We start from the raw sequence: 17,098 nt of genomic DNA, 5'->3' as shown, positions 1-17,098 counted from the left end.
AATCAACATGTACGCTTTTACCTACGAACGCCCAGCCACCCTCGACGAGGCAAGCAAGCAAATTGCCAATGGGTCGCAAGCCCTGGCCGGCGGGCAAACCATGCTGGCAGCCATGAAGCAGCGCCTCATGCAGCCTGAAAAATTGGTCGACTTGTCACAAATCAAGGCCCTTCACGGTATTAAAAAAGATGGCAACACCCTGGTCATTGGTGCCATGTGTACACACCAAACCGTCGAAACCAATGCAGATGTGAAGGCGAATATCCCTGCCCTCGCCGCCTTGGCAGGCGGCATTGGTGACCGACAAGTTCGCGCCATGGGAACCATCGGGGGGTCAGTCGCTAACAACGATCCGGCGGCTTGCTATCCCAGTGCGGTATTGGCATTGGATGCCATCATCCACACCAACCAACGAACCATCAAAGCAGCTGATTTTTTCCAAGGCATGTATGCCACCGCTTTGAACAGCGGCGAACTCATCACCGCCATTGCCTTTCCCATCCCCAAACGAGCTGCCTATGCCAAATTCAAGCAGGCGGCATCCCGCTTTGCCTTGGTCGGCGTCTTTGTGGCTGAAACTGGGAACGGCGCCCGAGTGGCGATCACCGGTGCCAGCAATGGTGTGTTCCGCCATTCCGGCTTGGAGGCTGCGTTGAACCAATCCTTCACACCTGGGGCGGTTCAAAATATCCAGATTGATGCGCAACACCTGAACAGTGACTTGCACGCCTCCGCAACCTATCGCGCCAATTTGATCAAGGTGCAAACACAGCGTGCGGTCCAACAGGCGATCGGATGACACCTGTTCCAGCGCTGGACTCCATTGACGGTGTCATACAAGCCTTGGCTGGCGCGGGATACCAAGCCCACCGCAGACTGGCCACGGCTGTTTTTTTGAGCCTTCGCCTGCAACGCCCTTTGCTATTAGAGGGCGAGCCCGGCGTGGGCAAAACTGAACTGGCCAAGGCCTTGTCTCAAGTGTTGCAGCGGCCTTTGTTGCGTCTGCAATGCTACGACGGCATGGAGCAGAGAGAGGCACTGTACGAATGGAATCATGCTGCGCAGTTATTGCACATGCGAGCAGCCCAAGACCACGCTCACTTGGATGAGGTGGAGCGGGAGTTGTACCAACCCAAATACCTGATTCGCCGGCCCTTGTTACAAGCCTTGCAAACCCCTGCCCCGGGTGCCGTTTTGTTGATCGATGAAGTCGACCGTGCCGATGAACCCTTTGAAGCTTTTTTGTTGGAGTATTTGGGTGAATACCAAGTGACCATTCCCGAGCTGGGAACGATCTCAGCCGACAGCACGCCTGTCACCATCTTGACCAGCAACCGCACACGCGATTTGCATGATGCCGTGAAAAGACGTTGCCTCTACCATTGGATGGACTATCCTGAGCGAGACCAAGAGTTGGCCATTTTGCGATCCAAGGTGCCTCAAGCCAGCCAAACTCTGGCCGAACAAGTTGCCCTGTTTGTGTCACGGCTTCGCAGCCAACCTTTTTCAAATGCCTTTCAGCGCGGTCCCGGTATCGCTGAAAGCGTCGAATGGGCCAAGGCTTTGGTGGCCTTGGACACCTTGCAACTGGACCCAGAGGTGGTTCATGACACCGCGGGTATCTTGTTCAAACAGCGAGAAGATATGGCTGCTTTGCAACCCATGGTCCCTGATTTATTGGCCCCTGAAGCTGCCAGTTAACAGTTCAACGGTGCCGTTTCATGCAACTCGGTGATGCCAGAACGGGCAAATTGGCCGACAACATCGCTGCCTTTGGAAGGGCTCTGAGACGCGCTGGCGTGCCGATGGACAGCTCGCGCATGGCATTGGCACAAACAGCGGCCATGCTGATTGGCCTAGACCGCAAAGATGATCTGGCAGCAGCGCTGGAATGCGTCATGATTGGTCAAGAGCAAGATCGGACTGTATTTGCCCAAATGTTCGAGGCATTTTTCCGAAATCCAGAGTTGGCTCATAAACTGCTGGCGCAAATGCTCCCGCAAACCCAAGAGGCTGCCAAAGCGACTGTTCCTAGACGCGCCAGGGTACAAGAGGCCTTGAGAGCGGTGGCCAATGCCAAAAATCGCCCGCCAGCAAAAGATGATGAAGTCGAATTGGATGCGGCCATGAGTGCCAGCCAAGCCATCCGCTTGCACCACGCAGACTTCCAAAGTTTGAACGCCAGCGAGTACCGCTTGGTTGAACAACTTGCCAGAACGATTCCATTGGCGTTGCCCCAGATCAAGGGGCGACGCACCCAAGCGGGTTCCATGGGACATCGGTTGGATTGGACACGCGCCATGCGAGATGCCGCGCGCCATGGTGGTGAGTTGATCCGTTTACCTCACTTACAGCGACGCCAACAACCCTTGCCATTGTTGGTTTTGATTGACGTTTCGGGTTCGATGGAACGCTATGCACGCTTGATGATGGCTTTTTTGCATCAATCCACCCGGCAAGTCCCACGCAGTGTGTTTGCTTTTGGCACCGAGTTGACGGACCTGACCGGCCCATTTCGGATGGCAGATACCGATGACATGCTTTTGGCCGTCAGTGAAAAAATTACCGATTTTGCAGGTGGCACACGGTTAGGCCTGTCCTTGGGTCAGATTCGAACGAAGCATCAGCGACAATTGGTAGGTCGCAGAACGGTTGTTCTGTTGATCACAGATGGTTTGGATACGGGGTCAACCAACGACTTGTCGCAAGAGTTGTCATGGTTAAAAAGGCACTGTCGCAAAATGCTATGGCTCAACCCATTGCTCCGCTTTGATGGTTATGCCCCCATCGCCAGTGGTGCGCAGGTGCTGCATCGCCATGTGGATGGCTCGGTGGCCATTCACAACATGGCGCGGCTGCAAGACTTGGCCCAGGCCATCAAGCGTTTACTGAAAACTTGACAGATTGGAAATCGACCATGGACATGCAAGGCAATCGCCAACTCTCGGCCACCCAAGATCAAGCCTGGGCGGCCTTGAACAATCCAGACATTCTCAAAGCTTGCATCCCTGGTTGTGAGAAGTTCGAATTGACCGAAGAAAACTGCTACAACGTTGGGGTGGCCCTGCGCATTGGGCCCGTGGCCGCCAAATTCAGTGGAACCGTCAAGTTGATGGACATCCAACCACCCCACGCCTACGCTTTGCAATTTGAGGCACAAGGCGGGGTTGCGGGCTTTGGCAAGGGCGAATCCAAAGTCAGCCTCACCCCCAACCCTGAAGGTTGCGAATTGAATTACACCGTTCACTCCAAAGTGGGTGGGAAAATTGCGCAGTTAGGTCAACGCTTGATCGATGGCGCAGCCAAATCTCTGGCCGAAGATTTTTTCAAACGCTTTGAAGAAGAGTTAAAAAAATCAAACGCCGCTCAAGCGCCTATCGATATAAGCGCGGACCAACCCATGCCTTCCACCGCAAACCCCACATCGCGCTGGCTTTGGCTGGCCGCTGCGGTGCTGGCTGGTGCCTTGGTCTGGTCATTGATGCGCACTTGATGTCAGATAGCTAACCGAAAGGCCACTGACATGGAAAACTTGGATGTGATGGTGCTGCGCAGCTTGCGCGATTGGCGAATTCAAGGCCATCGTGCGCTATTGGCCACCGTGGTTCGCACTTGGGGATCATCGCCCAGACCCGTGGGGTCGATCATGGCCTTGTGCGACAACGGCTCGGTGGTGGGTTCCGTTTCGGGCGGCTGTATTGAAGATGATTTGATCTATCAATTTACCCAGGCCTATGCCCAAAAAGGCTTGCCCACCACGGCGTCGGCACAAATTCCCTCAGGGCCGCCTCAAACCATCAAGTACGGTATTTCAGCCGATGAGGCACACCGATTTGGCCTGCCCTGTGGCGGCACGCTGGAACTGCTGCTCGAATTTGACCCCGACGCCCAGTTGCTGCAGGACTTGGTGCAAGCCTTGGAGCGGGGTCAATTGATGCAACGCACTACTTTTTTGGCAACCGGTCAGGTTCACATTGAATCCTCTGCCCTGCCCAGTGATTTGCATTTGGACGGTGAGAAATTAACCAATACCTTTGGGCCTGAATACAGAATGCTGCTCATTGGCGCTGGGCAGTTGACCGAATACTTGGCAACCATGGCTTTGTTCAATGGCTTTGCCGTCACGGTGTGTGACCCAAGAGATGAATACAGTGGCGCTTGGTCTGTCTCTGGTGTCACACTCACCAAAGAAATGCCCGATGATGTGGTGTTGAGTTTCCATCCCGATCGGCGCAGCTGTGTCATAGCACTGACCCATGACCCCAAGTTGGACGATCTGGCCTTGCTAGAAGCCTTGGAGTCTGACGCTTTTTACATCGGCGCCATCGGTTCGCGCCGAAACAACTTGGCTCGGCACGAAAGAATGCAAGAGCACATGGGCCTCACAGAACTGCAATTGAAACGCTTGCGCGGGCCCATTGGTGTTTACATTGGCAGCAAAACGCCCGCTGAAATTGCAGTCAGCATCATGGCCGAGGTCTTGGCCGTGAAAAATGCCGTTCAACTGCCCCGTGACATGGATGTGGCCCATGCCAAAAACAGCCATGACATCCCGCCCAATGATTCAGGCGCCATCATTTGTCAGGTTGGAGCGCGCCAATGAGGGCGTCCGAACCTTTGATTAAAATTATGGCAACATATCACTTGATTCATTCCTTCGCCATCATTTCAAGGATCCCCACATGAAACGAACATTTTTCAAATACATTTCCATTTTTGTTTTGACATCGGTCGGCCTCGCAGGCCCGGCTTTGGCCCAAACCAAATCAAAACTCACCCAAATTTTGGAGCGCGGAACCTTGCGGGTGGGCACCACCGGTGATTTCAACCCCATGTCCTTCAAAGACACCAGCACCAACAGCCTGGTGGGCTATGACATTGATGCCATGAACCAATTGGCCACAGACATGGGTGTCAAAGTTGAATTCGTTACCACGGAGTGGGCCACATTGGTCAACGGCATTGTTTCTGACCGCTACGATGTCTTTGCTGGCGGTTCCTCTTTGAACATGGCCCGGGCCAAAACCGTGGCATTCACCAGTCCTTATATCTATGCGGGAACGGTTCCGCTGATCAACAAGAAAGATGCTAAAAAGTTTCCCACCTGGGAGAGCATCAACAACAGCAATGTCAACGTGGCGGTCTTGATGGGTACCGTGTTCGAACAACAAGCCAAATCGATTTTCCCCAAGGCCAAAGTTCGCAGCGTTGAAAAACCAGCGACTGGCTACCAAGAAGTTTTGGCCAACCGAGCCCAGGTCACCATCACCAGCAACGTCGAAGCAGCCACGCTGATCAAAAATTACCCCGATTTACAGGTTGTGGGCACCTCCGCAGACATGAAGAACAAGCGTCCCTTTGCATACCCTGTGGTTCAAGGCGATGCCGTTTGGTTGACTTTTTTGAACAACTGGATCGCCTTGAAAGAAGCCGAAGGATATTTCACCACGCTTGAGACCAAGTGGCTGTCATCGAAAAAATAACACGGCCTCTGTGCGCGCTGCTGCCTGTTTTTTTACTCACAGGCTGCGCTGCAAACACCAACTCCTACACCTGGGGTTGGTATATCTTCAACCCCTTTCTCGACAAGGGCGCTTCCAATATTGAATTTCTGGCGGGTGGTCTCACGGCCACCCTGCTGGTATCCCTGTGCGCCATTGTTTTATCGGTCCTGATTGGGGCGCTGATGGCGCTGGCAGCCTTGTCCAAGCGCAAAGTGCTTCAAACTTTGGCCAGGCTGTATGTGGAAATATTCCGCGCCATTCCCTTGCTGGTGCTTTTGTTATGGGTTTTTTACGGCTTGCCTGTGGTTTTGGGCTTGCAACTGGGCGTTTTTGTCGCGGGTGTTTTATCCCTTGCATTGAGTGACAGTGCATTCGAGGCAGAGGTTTTCAGAGCGGGCATTCAATCCGTCCCCAAGGGTCAAGTCGAAGCGGCCAAAAGCCTGGGCTTATCCTGGTTTCAACAAATGCGTTTCATCGTTGCGCCGCAAGCCATCAAAGTCATCTTGCCTGCGCTGGGCAACCAGTTCATTTATGTGGTGAAAATGTCCTCGTTGATATCCGTTATTGGCTTGCCCGAGTTGACCCGCCGCGCCAACGAGCTCAATGTCAACGAATACCGGCCTTTGGAAATTTACAGTTTTTTGGTGATTGAATACCTGATCCTGATCGTCTGCATTTCCTGGTTGGTCAGAAAATTAGAAGTGAAGCTGGCCAGGCAGGGCTGAAAACATGAGACTGCAACACAGCACTTGGCCAGATATTGAGTCCTATTTGAGCCGATCCCAAGGCATCGTGTTGCCCATGGGTTCAACCGAGCAACATGGGCCCACAGGGTTGATCGGCACAGACGCCATCACCAGTGAGTCCATTGCCTGGGCCATGCAAGCGCACTGTGATGTGTTGATTGGTCCCACCTTGAGCGTGGGGCCTGCGGCCTTTAACTTGGACTTTCCTGGCACAGTTTGTGTGCGGCCCAGCACCTGGATGGCGCTGGTGATGGACTGCATTCAATCGCTATCACACCAAGGTTTTCGGGCTTTTTATTTGATCAACGGCCACGGTGGAAATCTGGCACCTACCTTGAGTGCTATACAAGAGATTCAATGGACAAGAAGCTTGGCGAATTCACCCGCACTGCCACTTTTCTTCCAGGTCAGAAGCTGGTGGGATTTTCCGTCCGTGAATGAAATGCGAAAGACTTGGTATGGCGGCGGCGAAGGCATGCATGCCACACCATCTGAGCTGTCCATCACCCGCTTCACCCATGCCGAACATTGCCCCGTCGATGCGCTGCAACCCGCTCCCCCGTTGAATGCCGATTTTTTGCGATCGCACGCCGGCGACCAACATGCAGACGCTAAACACCACCGGGCCATCTTTCCAGATGGTCGGGTTGGCTCCCACTCTGCCTTATCCAATCCGGTGCACGGAAAAGCCTTGCTCGAAGCAGCCGCATTGGCTGCCAGCGAAGAATATCTGGGCTTGCTCAAAGAGTTATCGGCGTGATCTTGTACGCCACATCTTTGTCCAGCTACAGCGCCAAAGTGCGCATCGCCTTGTGTGTCAAAGACCTGGTGTTTCAGGAACTATCGCCGCCGGGCGGTTATCGATCCGAAAGCTATCGGGAAATTGCACCCATGGGAATGATCCCGGCCCTGTATGTGGATGGTCAATTGATCGGTGAATCTGAGGTCATCTTGGAATACTTAGAGGACCGCTATCCCGATCCACCCATGCGACCTCAAGACCCACTCGAAAGAGCGCAGCTTCGATTTCGCTCAAGATTTCATGATTTGTACTTTGAGCCCTTGGTCAGAAGGCTTTTTAGCCATGTTGCCATCGCGAGCAGGAAGCCACCTGATGTGTTGAAGATTCGCGCTGAAATTGTGCAACGACTTGCGCAAATGAGCGCCTGGCCCATGGCAAGTTCATCGATGCCTCCGAAGCAAATCACTTTGGCCGATTGTGGCTTTTTGGTCAACCTCCCTTTGGCCACGCAGTTGCTTCATGCTTGTGGTGAAGATGATCTATTTCCCCAACCATGGACCGATTGGTGGCAAAAAGGCCATCAACACCCGGCGGTGGCCAAAGCCCTGTCACCTTGGAAGCAGGCCACCCAAGCGTGGCTTGAGACGCAAGCCAACACCTGAAAGGAACCCCATGAGCGCTTGGATTCGAATGATCCCTCTGGAAGAGGCCACGGGCAAGTTGAAAGAGATGTACCAACGGGTCACGACCCCGCATGGCACGGTTGACAACGTCATGAAAGCGCACAGCCTGCGCCCTCATACCATGGAAGGCCACTTGGTTTTGTACAAAAACGTTTTGCACAACCCGGAAAACACCTTGCCTTTTTGGTTTTTAGAAGTGATCGCCTCTTGCGTCAGCATGGCCAATGAATGCGATTACAGCTTGACGCACCATTTTGCCAACGCTCGCCGCTTGATCAATGATGAAGACCGAGCTGGAAAAATATGGTCCGCACTGCGCAGCGAAAATTGGTCTGATGCATTTGAAGGCAAAGAACTGGCCCTGATCAAATACGCCCACAAACTCACCCGGTCAGTTGGGAAGATGGTGCAAAACGATATCGAGAAGTTACATCAAGCAGGTTGTGATGATGGTGAAATTTTGGAAGTGAACCAGGTGTGCGCTTATTTCAATTACTCCAACCGTTTGCTCAATGGGCTTGGCGTGACCACCCAGGGTGACGTGATTGGCTATTACAAGGACAAGCCCGCAGAGGGTTTGTGATCGGCACTTTCCTTGACTATGAGTTTTTGAATTCCTTGTCGAAACCGAAGCGCTGCAGCATCCACCCCCATTGTGGCGACACGTCCCGTATTTTTTTTCATGCCTTGGTGAACCGCCTCTAAGACGTTTTTATCTTCTAAAAATGCCATCTTGGCACCCTCTGCGTTGCGAGCCGTGATATCTTGGTTGTGCGGATCGGTATTGCGGTGTTGAAGCCAAAAATACAAGGTGTTGTCCGCATCGACCGGTGTCAAAAAATGATGCGATACCATCATGTAAGTCTGCGGGTCTTGAAGATCGAAATCAACCCCTCCCCTGCCAGCAGGTGTGAAAACAGTTTTGTTGATCGCCCAGCTGGGATAACGGACTTCGTAATGCTGCAAGCGGTCTGCATGCCCAGAAAACTTTACCAAAGACGAATAAAAAGGAGGAGGGTCTTGGTTTTGAATCCAACGGCTACAAACGATCGATTGTTCGTCGCTGGTGATCATGAGTTCTGTTTTGTCTGTGCCACCACCGGCAAATGAAGATCGATGCACCCATGCAACATGCGAAGGGTCCAACAAATTGTCCACCAACCAAAGATAGTGACACCGACATAAAAATGAATCACCTGGGGTGATGTGCCAAGCAGGGTCATTGAAATGGTCTATCTGCGGAATGTCTTCATGGCGTGCCATGTCTGCAGGCCCCATCCAAATCCAGATGAGTCCCCATTTTTCAGCCACTGGGAAGCTTTTGACGCAGGCAAATGCGGGAATGCGTTCTTGAGTAGGGGCTTCAATGCAGGTACCGGTGCGGTCAAAGGTCAAGCCGTGGTAGCCACACTCAACATGATCGCCCTTCAAACGCCCCATGGACAAAGGCAACTTTCGGTGGGGGCAGGCATCTTCCAGAGCCACAGGTACCCCACTCGTATCTCTATAAAGCACGACGGCCTGCGAAAGCAATGTCATGGCCTTCAACGCTTGCGTCAACTCATGTGACAAACAAGCCACGTACCAGGCTTTATAAACAAAATCACTCACGGCATGGACTTTCAGGTTATATACAAATGAACATTTAATCCAAACCTGAAAGGTTTGGTTTCCATGACGGTGGGCGCTTTTCCAAGAAGGCTTGAAAACCTTCTTGTGCCGCTGGGTCCATCATGTTGCAGGCCATGACTTGACCTGCCAGTTGATAGGCCCCTGCCATTCCCATCTCTGCTTGTTGATAAAACAAAGCTTTTCCCATTTCAATGGCCACGGCGGGTTTTTCGATGATTTTCATGCACAGCTCTATGACCACCTCAGTCAAAGAATCTGAAGTGACGCTGCGGTTGATCAAACCACGCTCTAGCGCTTGGTCGGCTGAAATAAAGTCCCCGGTCAACAGCATTTCCATTGCCATTTTTCTAGAGACATTGCGGGTCAAGCCGACACTTGGCGTTGCACAGAACAAGCCATAGTGAATGCCTGACACGGCGAAACGAGATGATTGCGTGGCCACAGCCAAATCACACATGGCCACCAATTGACAGCCGGCGGCCGTGGCAATGCCATCCACCTGCGCCACCACAGGCTGTGGCAGACTTTGCAAACTCATCATCAAACGCGAGCACTGAGCGAATAATTGCTCGTAAAAATCGCGATTCGGTTGGGAACACATTTCTTTCAAATCGTGACCGGATGAGAATGCACGCCCCTTTGATGACAACACAACCACCCTGCATGACGGGTCTGACTTGATCAGTTCGAGTTGGTTCTGCAACGCCTGCATCATTTCGCTGGAAAGCGCATTGAAAGATTGGGGCCGGTTCATGCAAATTCGCACAATGCCGGGTTTGGGCTGATCGACCAACAAGAGGGGACTATCCGACGACAAATTTTCTGTCATATCCAACCTTTTGATTTAAATATCACGCAGAACAATGTCACAGCTTGCCGGCCGCAAAAGTCGAGGAGACTCTCGTGTGGCATCGATGCAACCACCGTTTTGATACACACCGGAAGGCTCACGGTATTTTTTCATATCGCCCAAAATAGATTGCAATCGAGCGGGATCTTCAAAACTTTGGGCCACATGCTTGGCAACCACCGCTTCATCCATGCACCACACGCCCTCATCATCGATATAGGCACCATCACGCCAGTGAAATACTTCCACACATTTTTGGTCCAAGGAAAAGGGGTTGGTACAGTCCCAAAAGTTGCTGAATTTACCCGCTCCCATGTAAATCACCCAAGAGCCTTCGTAGCCAGACACATTGCTGGAGTGTGGGTCGGGGTTGCGAAACCACACCCGATCACCCGGTATGTAATGAAACATGGGAATGGGGTCACTTAAACTGCCATGCTCGACCAAGAATGTGTCGTGAAATGCGCCCGAGGCAATGGCTTTGATTTCCCATTGACGATGCAAATTTTCAAACAACAAAGGGTTGCTGATTTGGGCCTCTTGGGTGATCCCCAACAAAATCACATATTCGCTGGCGCGGTAACAGGAAAAAGCATATTCACTGCCAGAGAAGCTGGGTTGTGTGGCCAATCGCAGGGCCTCAATCAATGACCGGGATGGCTTCAGGGTAAAGCCCAGGGCTTCGTCATAAGACCAATGGGACATCGGTCTGTCAACAGCCCGGGTATCAAACTTGAGTGAAGTTAATTGAGCCGCTTGGGCAATGAATTTTCTCACCTGAATATGGCTCAACAGTTCTTCATGGCTGGGAAATACTTGTGGGTACGGGCTGCTCAACAAACCCAACAAGATTTCATTCACCAATGCTTGTTCAGGGTCGGAATTGATGAGTTGATCGCAGCCGCTGATATGAAGCGTGTTTTCTTGGGGCGTTAACAATGCTCGACCTTCAGGGCTCAACTGGTAACGCGCTTGATGACCTGCTGCAATGGTGTCGGTATTGACCACCAACCAATCGGCCCAGGGCGAACTGCAGGCCCAACGCAGAAACTCATTCTGCGCCTCTGTGGCCAATGCATCAGCCGTTTGAATAAAAATTCCATGTTTCATGCGGATTTTTACAGCAGCCCTCTGATCCCCTTTAGGAAAAAGGATGGATGATTTGGTTTGAATTTCAATGGGTCAGAGCGCGCTGTACTGGTTTATCAATATAGCGCCAAATGAGCCAACCCAACGCATTGCAGCTTACAAAAATAGCCAGCAACCATGATTCAAATGGCATTCCCCACTCCATGATAACGGGATAAACACAACTCCAGAGCATCAGCATGGCAAAGTGCGACATGAATATTGCGTAGGCGCAATCTCCCATTTTTCTGGCTGCGTCGGTCCATAAATTGGAGGAAATTGAAATGTATTGAATGCTGCTCAATACCGCAGCTGTCAGGATGGCCACTAACAACCTGGGTCTGGGTTCTGTCCAATAACAAAAAAGGGCACCGGCCACGTACAGCCAAAAAATTCCCTGATGTGTTTTTGATAAGTGCATCGAGTGGTAGGCCAAGGTGCCCAAAGCATAGGTGCCTGCGAAATAGATGGCCCACACATTCCACTCTGCGTGCAAATTAAAAAAACAAAGAGACAGCAGGCCCACAGTTGTCCACAACCATCGCTTGTCCCAAAAAAAATCACGCATACCCTTCAAATGAGACAGGTATGTCAGGGACAAGAAAAAAACATACAGCTGTAAATCAATCGCAACATACCAAACCCCTGTGGACAGGGCCTCCAGGCCGAAGATGTCTTGTAAAAATAAAAAGTTCGCCAGTAAAACCGCGGCATCCAGTTGAGCGGGCAACATATCGGGACTCACCCATGGGCGCATGAAAAGCGCCACTCCCACGCTCAACGTCAGACCTGCAAAATAAACGGGTGCCAACCGCCAATAGCGCTTGATTGCGAAGCGACGGATATATTGAAAATCAACAGTTTTTCCGTCTATGCTTTGCGCCACAAGAAAGCCTGCGATAACCAGAAAAACAGATACCGCCCATGCGCCACAGTTAGAAAGAAAAACAAAAAGCTGCGGCATCTGCGCATGCCCTTTCTGCGCAAAGGGCCCGTAGGAAGCCAAGTGGTGAGCGACAATCACCTGCGCTGCCAACCATTTTATGAGGCCAATCAACGGAGATGATGCTTGTAATTTTTTCAAGTCATTGTCTTTTGATTTTTTTTGCAAACTATATTACACATTGAACATTGATGACTCGAACGTCTTCTGCCATTCCGATGATCCGTCTTGGCGAACCATTGCCCAAGCCAAACTCAGCCATGGGCCCAGATTCAGCTTACCCCGGTTTGGTGGCAGCAGGTCAAGATTTATCTGCGAGTCGATTGATAGAGGCATATCAACAAGGCATTTTTCCTTGGTACAGCCCAGGACAACCCATTTTGTGGTGGAGCACAGATCCCAGAATGGTCTTGCCCGTTTCCGAGTTCAAACTGCACCGGTCGTTTAAAAAGACCCTGGGCAAAACGATTTCACAAGGCCGACTGGACATCAAAATAGACCAAAATTTTGATGAAGTGGTCAGGCTTTGCGCCGAATCAAAAAGACCAGGACAAAGCGGGACGTGGATACTACCGGAAATGATGGTGGCCTATCGAGAATTACACCAACTTGATAAAGCCCACAGCGTCGAATGCTGGCTGGACGGAAATTTGGTGGGTGGCTTGTACTGCGTGGCGATTGGCAAAGCGGTATTTGGAGAGTCCATGTTTTCTTTGCAAAGCGATGCTTCCAAAATAGCACTGGCAGCGCTGATTTGTTTTTGCCGACAGCACGGCATCGCATCCATCGATTGCCAACAACAAACCCCCCATTTAAAGTTCATGGGCGCATGTCCCATTTCCAGGCAAGTCTTTTTAACTGACTTGATGATTTCCACCCTGCTGCAGCCTCCCAAGTGGGATTTCTTACCCGTATACTGGAACCACATCCTGCCATTCAGCCAGCAACAGCCGTGACCCACCTCAAGGATTTACCGCTACAAGCCTTGCAGTTTTATGCAACGGCCCCCTATCCTTGCAGCTACCTGCCACAACTTCAAGCACGCTCACAGGTCGCCACGCCCAGCCATTTGATCCACAACGATATTTACTCTGAACTGGTGGCCCGTGGGTTTCGCCGCAGCGGTCTTTTCACTTACCGTCCTTATTGCGATGGTTGCCGCGCCTGCATCCCATTGCGAATTGATATCCATGACTTCAAAGCCAATCGAAGCCAACGCAGGGCCTACAAGCAACACCAAAATTTGGTTCCACGCATTGCCAATTTGGCCTATCAGGACGACCATTACCACCTCTACCTGAGGTACCAAACGGGCCGACACGCTGGTGGGGGCATGGACCAAGACAGCATTGATCAGTACACCCAGTTTTTGCTGCAAAGCCGCGTGAACTCACGCTTGGTCGAGTTCAGGCTCCCCACCGAAGATGGTTCACCTGGCAGCCTCAAAATGGTGTCCATCCTGGATGTCCTCAATGACGGCATTTCGGCGGTTTATACCTTTTATGAACCTGATCCCCATGCCGACTACGGTACGTACGGCGTGATGTGGCAAGTCGAACAAGCCAGAACCTTGGGGCTACCCTATGTTTATCTTGGATATTGGATCAAAGACAGCCCCAAGATGAATTACAAGGCCCATTTCAAACCGCACCAAACTTTGGTCGACGGTCATTGGGAAACCCAAGGTTGATCATCCGCTAAAATTGCACAATGCGAAAAGTTGATGCCCTCAATTCAGCCACCCCATCGATTCAAGTCATAGAACGGATCTTTACCCTGATTGATGTTTTGTCATCTCGAGAGGAGGCGGTTTCACTCAAAGAAATCAGTGAAAAAAGCGGCCTGCATCCCTCGACAGCCCATCGAATTCTCAACGACTTGGCCTGTGGTCGTTTTGTCGACCGCCCCGAGGCTGGCAGTTACCGGCTAGGCATGCGGTTGCTGGAATTGGGCAATTTGGTCAAAGGCCGACTGAATGTGCGCGATGCCGCCTTGCTGCCCATGCGTGAACTGCACCGCCAAATTCAGCAACCCATCAACCTCAGTGTGCGCCAAGGTGATGAAATCATTTATATCGAACGGGCTTTCAGTGAACGCTCTGGCATGCAAGTCGTGCGTGCCATTGGTGGCAGAGCCCCCTTGCATTTGACTTCCGTGGGCAAACTTTTTTTGTCGGTGGATGACATTCAAAAAGTACGCGCCTATGCCACAAGAACGGGCTTGAATGGTCAAACCCGCAACAGCATCACCCAAATCAATATCCTCGAGCGGGAGTTGTCCAAAGTGCGGCAATACGGCGTTGCGCATGACAACGAAGAGCTGGAATTGGGCGTGCGCTGTTTGGCAGCGGGCATTTACGATGACCAATCCAAGTTGGTGGCCGGTTTGTCCATCTCAGCCCCCAGCGATCGGATGAGCGACGAGTGGCGCCCTAAACTGCAAGCCACCGCACAGCAAATATCCCTGGCCTTGGGCCACCGCAAACCCTTCTAGGGGGGAACTGGGCGCCCAGTCCCCCCCCAAATTACCTCTGAAACCACTTCACCAAACATGACACCAGGCCCCACCACAGAAGAAGCCTTTGTATGGAGCGATAAATTCATTTTGGGTTACCGCCCCATCGATGAGACCCATGAAGAGTTTGTTGATTTGGTCAGGCAAATGGAGGCGGCGCAAGACCAAGATTTGCCCCCTTTGTTGGCCCTGTTTGCACAACACGCCAAGTCTCACTTCGACCTGGAAAACCAACTCATGGTGGAAACGGAGTTTCCGCCCAGGGATTGCCATATCGATGAACATGCGGCGGTGATGAAATCCATCGAAGAAGTGCTGGCGTTGGTCAACGATGGGCAATATGCCTATGGCCGCAGTCTGATTGATGAATTGATCCGATGGTTTCCTTCTCATGCTGACCATTTGGATTCCGCATTGGCCCATTGGATGTGCAAACGAAGCCTGGGCGGAAAACCTGTGGTGCTGCGGCGCAATTTGCAACTGCGCTGAACGCAACGGGGCATGACAACCCCAGGCTCTGAGCATCTGTGTCGCCGAACACGCTGATGGCCCCACACCATGCTGAACAACCCCAAAGATTTTTTCAGGCAAGCCGCAGATGTGCGCATGCTGGCCATCACAGCCTTGGTGTCGTGGGGAGTGCTGCAATGGAATTTGCCCAATCTGGGCAACAATTTAATTCCCCGGAATTTTTTTGTTGCGGCGATGTTGTGCCTGGCCTGCGCTTCTTGCTGGGCTAAGGTGTTTTCCAGTTGGCAAATCCGGTGGACTCCTGTATGGGGCGTTTTGCTCATTCCTCCCCTGGTGATCGGAATTCATGCCGCGTGGGTACCGGTGGGCAGTTTCCCCCACTACCCTTGGTTGGCCGGCCTGGTATTGGGCTTGATGGCCTGCTTCTCCATTGGCCTAACGCAGATGGCATGGACGCGGTTTCACTGGAGTGTGATCAGCCTGGTGTTGCTGTCAGGGACCAGCGTGCTTTGCTTGCTCACCCTGTTGGGTCCCGAATACTTGGCATGGAATGCCTGGTGGTTGTCTTTGCCCCTGCCCTTGCGTGCGGCCCAAGGCGGGTTTCAACAGCCCAATTTGCTGGCCAGCTTTTTGGCCACATCGATCATTTTCACGCTCTGGCAGCAACTGCGCCAAGACTCACCCATCAAATCTTGGCGGTCCATCGGATTGCTCCTCCTCACCATGCTTCACGTTTTTATCGTGTTCAAGTCTGGGTCTCGGGTGGGTATTTTGGGATTGTCCGCATCAATGCTGCTACTGGGCATTTGGATCCATTGGTACAGCCCCCAAAACAAACGATTTGGGTGGTTGTGTCTCACCAGCTTGGTCATGGCAGCGCTGCTGGCGGCATGGCTGGGAAATGTGATCGATCGACTCTGGGACGTTTTTCAGGGGCCTTCCACCACCTATCGCCTGAGCTTTATTCATGCCAGCACACATTTATGGTGGCAATCTCCATGGTGGGGACATGGCTTGGGAACATTTTCAGAAAAAATCGTCCCAGTGTTTGTGCAGTTGATCGAGGCTGGCAAACAGCTGTACTACACGCCCAATCTGGGCCACCCTCACAACGAGGTTTTATTGTGGGCGGTTGAGACTGGCGCCATCGGTGTTTTAGGGGTTGTGGGGCCTTGGGTCTTGGTGATCGTCTGGTTCAGTCTCCAGCAATCTTGGCACAGCCTGCCTTGGGTGGCTTGCTTGTTACCGATCAGCCTTCACCAGTTGACGGAATTTCCATTCCATTCCTCCACGGCACACATATGGCTTTGGTGCATGGTGTTGGTATCTGGAATGCCATCTCCGCCATTGAGGCAGTTTCCATGGGTGTCGACGTCCACCTGGCCCCGAAAAGCAACCATCACAAGCATATTTGCATTGGCATTGGGGGCCGCTATAACGCTGGTTGATACTGGCTGGGTTAGTCACCAAGCCTGGAAACACCGACCAGGCTTGATCCATTGGGGCGAAACCCATTTATCGCCTCCCATGGAGCGCGAATTCGATCACCCCATCTTCAAGACCTTTGCAACCGATCAATTCAATATCTTGCATATCCCACGACGCATCCCTGCTAACGATAAAACGCCCCTCTACGGCCTGTGCGATGACATCTTGGAAATGGGCAAGCGCTGGCAAAATCCCACCCAGTGGGCTTTGGAAAAAGAATGCCGGATCCACCTTGGCGACCAAGCCGCCGAAAATTTACTGCAGCGCAAGGTCAAGGCCTTGTCCATGTCGCCATGAGCCTGGCCTAAAGGTTCACCTGCCCACCACACTGGGTCCTTGCGGTTGAAATTTATAAGCACAAAAAAAAGCTTATATCGTGTAGCACGACATAAGCCTG

The 17,098-nt window shown here is 52.1% G+C and carries 19 protein-coding genes; 15 read left to right on the top strand and 4 right to left on the bottom strand.

All coding sequences use genetic code 11. The annotated features are described in order from the left end of the window. Nucleotides 1-7 precede the first annotated feature (7 nt). The 10 genes from AC8GFZ_RS03625 to AC8GFZ_RS03580 all read left to right on the top strand — a co-directional run bounded on the left by AC8GFZ_RS03625 (nucleotide 8) and on the right by AC8GFZ_RS03580 (nucleotide 8,258). On the top strand, nucleotides 8-799 hold the full coding sequence (locus tag AC8GFZ_RS03625) for an FAD binding domain-containing protein (protein ID WP_506642425.1): 792 nt from the start codon (nucleotides 8-10) through the stop codon (nucleotides 797-799). Continuing rightward, entirely contained in the window at nucleotides 796-1,701 is a 906-nt protein-coding gene (locus AC8GFZ_RS03620; RefSeq protein WP_506642423.1) for an AAA family ATPase, read from the top strand. Before AC8GFZ_RS03625 ends, AC8GFZ_RS03620 begins: the two co-directional genes overlap by 4 nt. Before the next feature lie 20 nt (nucleotides 1,702-1,721). After that, nucleotides 1,722-2,900, top strand: coding sequence for a vWA domain-containing protein (locus AC8GFZ_RS03615; protein WP_506642421.1), 1,179 nt, complete (start codon nucleotides 1,722-1,724; stop codon nucleotides 2,898-2,900). A gap of 17 nt (nucleotides 2,901-2,917) precedes the next feature. Continuing rightward, nucleotides 2,918-3,493 carry an SRPBCC family protein gene (locus AC8GFZ_RS03610; RefSeq protein WP_506642419.1) on the top strand — a complete coding sequence of 192 codons (576 nt, stop codon included), beginning with the start codon at nucleotides 2,918-2,920 and terminating at the stop codon, nucleotides 3,491-3,493. A gap of 30 nt (nucleotides 3,494-3,523) precedes the next feature. Continuing rightward, nucleotides 3,524-4,603: an XdhC family protein gene (locus AC8GFZ_RS03605; RefSeq protein WP_506642417.1), complete on the top strand. Its 1,080-nt coding sequence runs from the start codon at nucleotides 3,524-3,526 to the stop codon at nucleotides 4,601-4,603. A gap of 79 nt (nucleotides 4,604-4,682) precedes the next feature. After that, complete coding sequence (locus tag AC8GFZ_RS03600) at nucleotides 4,683-5,483, top strand: substrate-binding periplasmic protein (protein ID WP_506642415.1); 801 nt, start codon at nucleotides 4,683-4,685, stop codon at nucleotides 5,481-5,483. Then, entirely contained in the window at nucleotides 5,462-6,229 is a 768-nt protein-coding gene (locus AC8GFZ_RS03595) for an amino acid ABC transporter permease (RefSeq protein ID WP_506642413.1), read from the top strand. Before AC8GFZ_RS03600 ends, AC8GFZ_RS03595 begins: the two co-directional genes overlap by 22 nt. Before the next feature lie 4 nt (nucleotides 6,230-6,233). Continuing rightward, the gene (locus AC8GFZ_RS03590; RefSeq protein ID WP_506642411.1) at nucleotides 6,234-7,010 is read left to right on the top strand and encodes a creatininase family protein; all 777 of its coding nucleotides are present in this window, start codon (nucleotides 6,234-6,236) and stop codon (nucleotides 7,008-7,010) included. Next, on the top strand, nucleotides 7,007-7,654 hold the full coding sequence (locus tag AC8GFZ_RS03585; protein WP_506642409.1) for a glutathione S-transferase family protein: 648 nt from the start codon (nucleotides 7,007-7,009) through the stop codon (nucleotides 7,652-7,654). Before AC8GFZ_RS03590 ends, AC8GFZ_RS03585 begins: the two co-directional genes overlap by 4 nt. Before the next feature lie 10 nt (nucleotides 7,655-7,664). After that, nucleotides 7,665-8,258 (top strand): carboxymuconolactone decarboxylase family protein, encoded by a 594-nt coding sequence (locus tag AC8GFZ_RS03580; RefSeq protein WP_506642407.1) that lies wholly within the window; start codon nucleotides 7,665-7,667, stop codon nucleotides 8,256-8,258. Here AC8GFZ_RS03580 and AC8GFZ_RS03575 read toward each other — a convergent pair. The 4 genes from AC8GFZ_RS03575 to AC8GFZ_RS03560 form a co-directional block, all read right to left on the bottom strand. Then, a complete protein-coding gene (locus tag AC8GFZ_RS03575) occupies nucleotides 8,228-9,286 on the bottom strand; it encodes an aromatic ring-hydroxylating dioxygenase subunit alpha (protein WP_506642406.1) in 1,059 nt (352 codons plus the stop codon). The two genes, AC8GFZ_RS03580 and AC8GFZ_RS03575, sit on opposite strands and share 31 nt — an antisense overlap. Before the next feature lie 34 nt (nucleotides 9,287-9,320). Further along, nucleotides 9,321-10,136 carry an enoyl-CoA hydratase gene (locus AC8GFZ_RS03570; RefSeq protein WP_506642404.1) on the bottom strand — a complete coding sequence of 272 codons (816 nt, stop codon included), beginning with the start codon at nucleotides 10,134-10,136 and terminating at the stop codon, nucleotides 9,321-9,323. A 15-nt stretch (nucleotides 10,137-10,151) separates the two neighbouring features. After that, nucleotides 10,152-11,267, bottom strand: a complete 1,116-nt coding sequence (locus AC8GFZ_RS03565; protein WP_506642402.1) for a TGL-type protein-glutamine gamma-glutamyltransferase — start codon at nucleotides 11,265-11,267, stop codon at nucleotides 10,152-10,154. Nucleotides 11,268-11,331: 64 nt separating this feature from the next. Continuing rightward, complete coding sequence (locus AC8GFZ_RS03560; protein WP_506642400.1) at nucleotides 11,332-12,369, bottom strand: acyltransferase family protein; 1,038 nt, start codon at nucleotides 12,367-12,369, stop codon at nucleotides 11,332-11,334. Between the two features lie 50 nt (nucleotides 12,370-12,419). On the opposite strand from AC8GFZ_RS03560, the gene aat reads away from it, so the two are divergent. The 5 genes from aat to AC8GFZ_RS03535 all read left to right on the top strand — a co-directional run bounded on the left by aat (nucleotide 12,420) and on the right by AC8GFZ_RS03535 (nucleotide 16,998). After that, a complete protein-coding gene (gene aat, locus AC8GFZ_RS03555; RefSeq protein WP_506642398.1) occupies nucleotides 12,420-13,184 on the top strand; it encodes a leucyl/phenylalanyl-tRNA--protein transferase in 765 nt (254 codons plus the stop codon). Then, complete coding sequence (locus AC8GFZ_RS03550; RefSeq protein WP_506642395.1) at nucleotides 13,181-13,918, top strand: arginyltransferase; 738 nt, start codon at nucleotides 13,181-13,183, stop codon at nucleotides 13,916-13,918. The genes aat and AC8GFZ_RS03550 overlap by 4 nt, the downstream gene beginning before the upstream one ends. A 20-nt stretch (nucleotides 13,919-13,938) precedes the next feature. Further along, the gene (locus AC8GFZ_RS03545; RefSeq protein ID WP_506642393.1) at nucleotides 13,939-14,721 is read left to right on the top strand and encodes an IclR family transcriptional regulator; all 783 of its coding nucleotides are present in this window, start codon (nucleotides 13,939-13,941) and stop codon (nucleotides 14,719-14,721) included. A 57-nt stretch (nucleotides 14,722-14,778) separates the two neighbouring features. Beyond that, nucleotides 14,779-15,231, top strand: a complete 453-nt coding sequence (locus AC8GFZ_RS03540) for a bacteriohemerythrin (protein ID WP_506642391.1) — start codon at nucleotides 14,779-14,781, stop codon at nucleotides 15,229-15,231. Between the two features lie 705 nt (nucleotides 15,232-15,936). Beyond that, nucleotides 15,937-16,998: an O-antigen ligase family protein gene (locus AC8GFZ_RS03535; protein WP_506644215.1), complete on the top strand. Its 1,062-nt coding sequence runs from the start codon at nucleotides 15,937-15,939 to the stop codon at nucleotides 16,996-16,998. Nucleotides 16,999-17,098: the final 100 nt, after the last annotated feature.

This window comes from Limnohabitans rimovensis (SeqCode), from assembly GCF_965234775.1.
Classification (GTDB): domain Bacteria; phylum Pseudomonadota; class Gammaproteobacteria; order Burkholderiales; family Burkholderiaceae_C; genus Limnohabitans; species Limnohabitans rimovensis.
This window is presented reverse-complemented; position numbering and strand designations above follow the sequence as displayed.